Consider the following 5781-nt stretch of genomic DNA (forward strand, 5'->3'; position numbering starts at 1 on the left):
ATAGGTAAGCGAGTCGTACTGAAGTCATTTAAGTATTGGTCGATTTCGTAAGCAGCTTTACTGAGTTGGTTGCTTGCATGCCGTAGGCACTTTTTAGCCTCATTTCTAACACGCTTAGCTTCTTGAGCCCTTAGCTCGGCCATTTCTTGCTCTTTATCCAAGACAACTACCCAGTTGATTACTATAAGGACAGTGTTATTTCAAATGTTTTGCAGGGCAACCTAACCTTGATGAACCGCCAATTTGAACGGATTCCAGTAAAGGCAATAGACGAAATTAAATTGTTTGGCAATTAGCTGGTTACGCCATAAAATATCAGTTTACAAGCACTCCGACGGAGAAATGCGATGTTGCTCACAGCAGTTATCACTGAGGCTGAGGAAGGTGGATTCATTGCCTTGAACCCAGAAACTGGCACTACCACCCAAGGTGAAACCTTCCAAGAAACAATTCAAAATCTAAAAGAAGCAACTTCTTTATATCTTGATGAGTTTCCACTGAAGATAAACAGCCATCCAGTCATGACCACATTTGTAGTCAGCCATGCTCGGCAATAATTCTTAGATCAAATCCTTAAAGTAATGTTCAATAAGCAAAAAATTTACTTTGTTAGAGCTGAATGTGATGAAGAAGCAAAAGTATGGGAAGCAACTTCTGACGATGTACCAGGTCCAGTAACTGAAGCCCAAACTATGGAACTACTTTCATTCAAATTAGAAATCATGATCCCCGAGTTGCTGGCAGAAAATGGATTTCCAGAGAAAAATGAAATTTCTTATGAGGTTCTAGCCCGCAAATTTTCAGTTACTCACGCCATATCGGTTAACTAATGGGAACAAGTTTTACGCCTGAACTTATTCGACTATTGACAGCTAGTGGATGTCATTTTGAAAGGCATGGCAAGGGGGTCACGATATTTGGTACTCACCTATCACGATCCATAGATTTCCAATAGACAGCAAGATTAAGTCTCGGCATAATGCCAATTCAGTTTTGAAGCAGAGCCTAACTTTCTTTTAATCCATCAGCTCTGCCAATTTGACGATCTGATGAATCATTTTGATACCATCCAACAGGTTTAAAGAATGCATGTTTTTTTAACTTTAATACTGAAAAATTGATCAAACTATTTTTTTTTAATTAACAATTCAATCGCGTTGATTGAATCAACCAAATCGACATCAAATTCGAATTTTGAAAAATCGATTGCGAAATTTAATTCGAGAAACATCACCAAGTTCATCATCGTCAAAGAATCCAGTCGGCCACTGGAAAACAGACTTTCATGATCATCAAATATGCCATGGTCGCCAGTCTTTTGCATGGCTTCATTGATAAAGTCACGGATTGAATTTTTGGCTTCCAAGCTCACCGATAAACTCCAAATAAGCTGCTTAAGAATAACATTCTTTCTTCAAAGCCATGCGCGTGCGAGCCGTTTCCAAAAATATGCAGTAGCGATACAAAACCCCAAACAAAAATAAAGTCTTTTAACTTGGCTAACCAAGCTTCAGAGCGTTGAGGCTGATTTTCTGATCTGATCTGAGAGATACCAATGGCCACAGATAAAGCAAAACAGTAAAAAAGATAACTTGTAAATGTTGAGATGGAGTACACAAATCCTTCTTGTATAACCAAATGGATATCACGCACAAAGTGCCACAGCGCATTGCCAACTCCTGCAGCCATGAAGGTAGCAAAGAAGACCCTGAGACGGGGTGAAGTTTTAAAAAATTGAAAAAAAGTTGGCACAAAAAAGAGTTCTACCAAAAGCTCTTTGAAATAAAAATGAAATCTGTTGAAGTATTCCGCCAAACTTCTCGACTCTAGAGGGCGCCAAGACCCCCTGGGTAACTGATATCCAGCCAATCTCGCGATACCAATAAAAAAATGAGCCCACATGGCGATATTCACGCTGTAACTGATGGTTGAAAAAATGGTGACAGCCCAATGCTTGAAGATCGAAAATTCTTCACCCCTGATGAACTGCGCGATAGTCTCATCAAGATTCTTGAATTCATTAGGCAATGCGTTTGAAAGGGTCAAGTTGAAAAGGTAAAGACACAAACCCCAGACCAACAGCTTGAGACCTTTTAGCTGGGTAATGGCTAAATCTTTAGCATTGGAAGAATGATGTTTTTCAAGGTAACCTGGGCCCTTTCCGTAGGGCAAATAAGTGGGATTCCAAAAGGCGCGAATCAACGCCAGATTAAGCAATACCGAACCTGATTTTCCAGCCCTTGCAGCCATAACAGCTTGAGGTATGAACCAAACATAAGGCGCGAGGGTCAAAACCACCAAGTCAGCGATGTAGGCTGTTGACCCTGTTGCGGTCTTTCCAACTAAAAGCATCAAACTTAAAAGTAACAGCATCCCCACCAGTGGGTGTCGACTGAATATTGATTTGGGCAGCCGTTTAGAAAAGATAAGGGTGATATACAAAAAACAGAGGCAAGCCACCGTACACATCAATGCAATGGTTTGACTCTGCCCTGTTAACCCAAATTGATCAACTGAGATCTTTTTAATGTTTGTGAGTAAATCAGTCCAACCATACCAAGCACCCAATAGTTCATAAAGCCAAGTACCAGCAAACAAAATCAATGCACGGCGACCTTGAAACCTGGCCGCAAGTAAGGCAGCAGCGATGATGATTATAATTTCTGATGTTTCAAAATGAGGCCACAAGACAAGTCCAGCAATGACTGCTGCGCTTAGTTGTCCGTGCCACCGATGGATCCAGTGATGCCAATAGGGGTTTTGATCTACCACCCAAAGTTGTCGCCAATAATAAAAACCAGCTTGCTTCATTGGGTCTGATTTGATAGCCGATGCAACAAAGCCTTTCGATCCACTTTTCCGCTGGTATTCATTGGCATTTCAGACAAGCCAATGATTTGGGTTGGGATCAAGTAACTTGCAATACGCTGGCGCAACTTTGTCAACAAATCAGCCTCATCAATCTCCTGCCCAAGCACAAATGAGACGGTACCCTTTGCATTGCCAAACTCATCGATCGGCCAAGCTACCGTAGCCACCAATTCGATGCCTGAGACTGAACGCACATGAGAATCAATTTCCTCAAGCTCTACTCGATGGCCGAGGATCTTGACCTGATGGTCAAGGCGTCCAAGGCAGTGAAATAAACCCTTGTCATCTATTTCAGCCAAATCGCCTGTTCGGTACCAGCGTTTGGATCCAATCATCACAAACGCAGCTTTGGTCAAATCTGGGCGCTGAAAATATTCCACCGCCAGTTGTGTACCCGAAATCAGTAACTCTCCCCTGGTTTTAGTTTTATGTTGGAGTTGACCTCCAGTCAAGATAGCCAATTCTGAGCCACAGAGCGGTTTTCCAATAGAAACAACCTGCTTGGCTTCCGGTTGTATATCAGCATCCTTCACTTCGTTATAGGAACAAAAGACGGTCGCCTCTGTTGGTCCATATAAATTGAAAATACGGCTCTTGGGTGCTGCTATTCTCCACGCCTTGACAACGCCAGAGGACAACTGTTCACCGCCAAACACTGTCAAGCGCAGATCTTTCAGTGAGTCCGGGGCAAGCGCTTTGATTTGAATAAGCATTCCAGCCAGGGAGGGCACTGAATTCCAAACTGTCAGCTTTGCATTGTTAACAAATTTCACAGCATTCATCACATGAGTAGCGGGAAGAATATGAACCTGCGCGCCTACTTCCCAAGTGACAAACATGTTGTGGATGGATACATCAAAACTCATCTCGCACGTTTCGAGTGCTTTGTCATCACTTTGCAGTTTGAGGACTTTAGACATTTGTTGGCAGTAGTTTCTGACAGCCCCACAACTGATGACCACACCTTTGGGCTCTCCGGTCGTGCCCGAAGTGAACATCACATACGCCACATCATCTTTACGCATTATTGCGGGTGCAAAGATGTTTGTTTGAGGTAGGTCTTTTAGATCAATGCACTTGTCGAGTGCAGATTCTTTATTGCCAACATGAAGTACCGTGACAGAAAGCCCAGATAGCATTTCTTGAGACAACTTGCCGAGTCCTTGGTCATCGGTCACGATGATTGACAGATCGCAACGCTTGATGATGTCAATCATTCTTTGAGTTGGCCACTTGAGGTTGATTGGTACATAGGTGGCACCCAACCAACTGATCCCCAGCAGACCCACGCACGCGTTAACACTTCTCGATGCAAGCAAAGCAATTCGTGCCCTGGGTCTCCTTTCAAAACATTCAAGTTGGCCAGCTACTTTGGAAGCTTGCGTAGCCAATTCTTTAAAGGTAAGACAGGAATTAGGGTCAGCAACCGCCAATGAATCTGGATGATTCAGGGCATTCTGATAAACCGAAACTGCCAGATTGAAATTGGAACTCACGTGATTTCGAGTGCTTAAATTTTTGGAAAAATATATTAACCTATCTCCGTAGAGCATTAAAACTTGAAACATTCAAGCGCAATGTGTTTGTTTAGTCTTTGAATTCTTTCAACTTCGCATTGGATCGATATTTGAATTAATCCAATGCTGCCTTTTTGTAGGTGAGGTATTAGACTCGGTTGCAAGTCCTTAATTAATGCTATCGCATTGTTAATTATCTGTTGATAATTTAAATTAGGTGTTTACAATACATGCCCAACGATCGCATCTTTCAAACACAAGGGTTTGTAGGTTTTCTTCACCAAAGGCAGTTACAAAGGTATTGTTGCTCAATACGGGTCTCTTATTGAAAGGATGTTGGACCGTTTGGATGCATCAAAGGAAGCTGAAGACATGGATTTGCCCGGTTACAAATTTCATGCACTCAAGTGTGATCGAAAGGGGGAGTACGCTGTTTCAGTCACTTGAAACTAGCGAATCACCTTCGAATTTACTGGCGAAGATGCAGTTAACGTTAACTTGGAGGAGTTTCACTGATGAGATCTCTACGAAACCCCAATCGCAAACCAACGCACGCTGGCGCAGTTCTGCGTGAAGATGTGCTGCCTGAACTGGCATGGACGCAAAGTGAATTGGCTGAACGACTCATGGTCAGTCGCCAAACGGTGTCAGATCTACTGCATGAGAAGAAAGCTGTCACAGCCGAGATGGCGATTCGTATCTCAAGAGCAGTGGGCGGCACGCCAGAAAGTTGGCTTCGCATGCAGGAGGCTTTGGATCTATGGACAGCAGAAATCAAGTTCAAAAACAATCCAAGCATCGCACCTAAAGCATTGGCAGCTTGAAATAAAAAAGCCCTTGCATTACTGCAAGGGCTTCAAAGTTCAGTGTCCCTGCATGGAGTCGAACTTTTGCAGATTTCGGTTCGAGCCCTGGTAGTAGCGTCAAACATTTCGCGTGCAAAATGACACCAACAAGTGCAAATTTGACCAAAACGCTGGAAAATTTGTAATTTACAAATTTTGGTCAATTACACGAAATATTACACGGTGGCTATTTTTACACGTAAGTCATTGATTTATATAGGTTTTTGACGAGCCTGGATTTCTGTTAATCCGTAGGTCCCTGGTTCGAGCCCAGGTCGAGGAGCCAACAAACACGGGGCTTACATGCCCTTTTTTGATTTAATGCATAGCTAAAAAATTCCTTATGTAGATGTCATGTAGAGGCATTCGAGTAATCCGGTACTGCCTCCGCAACCTTATTGCACCCACTCTTGGTCCAGAGCGCTAAATTTATTTGAACCGAGTACTTTGCAATTCCAATGCAATTAGTTTTTTCCACAGACCATGTTGATACTGTCTCTTATACACATCTGACGCTGCCGACGATCTTACGCGTGTAGATCTCGGTG

The 5781-nt window shown here is 42.8% G+C and carries 6 protein-coding genes; 3 read left to right on the forward strand and 3 right to left on the reverse strand.

Translation table 11 applies throughout. The annotated features are described in order from the left end of the window. Positions 1 to 347 precede the first annotated feature (347 nt). Positions 348 to 557 carry a hypothetical protein gene (locus AC9UG7_RS12255; protein ID WP_509588231.1) on the forward strand — a complete coding sequence of 70 codons (210 nt, stop codon included), beginning with the start codon at positions 348 to 350 and terminating at the stop codon, positions 555 to 557. Positions 558 to 581: 24 nt separating this feature from the next. Next, on the forward strand, positions 582 to 830 hold the full coding sequence (locus AC9UG7_RS12260; protein ID WP_509588233.1) for a DUF1902 domain-containing protein: 249 nt from the start codon (positions 582 to 584) through the stop codon (positions 828 to 830). Positions 831 to 1126: 296 nt separating this feature from the next. On the opposite strand, the gene AC9UG7_RS12265 is transcribed toward AC9UG7_RS12260, so the two are convergent. The 3 genes from AC9UG7_RS12265 to AC9UG7_RS12275 are packed head-to-tail and all read right to left on the reverse strand — an operon-like array spanning position 1127 to position 4367. Beyond that, positions 1127 to 1366: a hypothetical protein gene (locus tag AC9UG7_RS12265; RefSeq protein ID WP_509588235.1), complete on the reverse strand. Its 240-nt coding sequence runs from the start codon at positions 1364 to 1366 to the stop codon at positions 1127 to 1129. 2 nt (positions 1367 to 1368) lie between these two features. Further along, positions 1369 to 2811, reverse strand: a complete 1443-nt coding sequence (locus AC9UG7_RS12270) for a hypothetical protein (protein ID WP_509588237.1) — start codon at positions 2809 to 2811, stop codon at positions 1369 to 1371. Next, positions 2808 to 4367, reverse strand: coding sequence for an amino acid adenylation domain-containing protein (locus AC9UG7_RS12275; protein ID WP_509588239.1), 1560 nt, complete (start codon positions 4365 to 4367; stop codon positions 2808 to 2810). Before AC9UG7_RS12275 ends, AC9UG7_RS12270 begins: the two co-directional genes overlap by 4 nt. 536 nt (positions 4368 to 4903) lie before the next feature. On the opposite strand from AC9UG7_RS12275, the gene AC9UG7_RS12280 reads away from it, so the two are divergent. After that, positions 4904 to 5212: a HigA family addiction module antitoxin gene (locus AC9UG7_RS12280; RefSeq protein WP_509588241.1), complete on the forward strand. Its 309-nt coding sequence runs from the start codon at positions 4904 to 4906 to the stop codon at positions 5210 to 5212. The last annotated feature ends 569 nt before the right edge of the window (positions 5213 to 5781 follow it).

Source organism: Limnohabitans sp., assembly GCF_046052765.1.
GTDB lineage: Bacteria > Pseudomonadota > Gammaproteobacteria > Burkholderiales > Burkholderiaceae_C > Limnohabitans.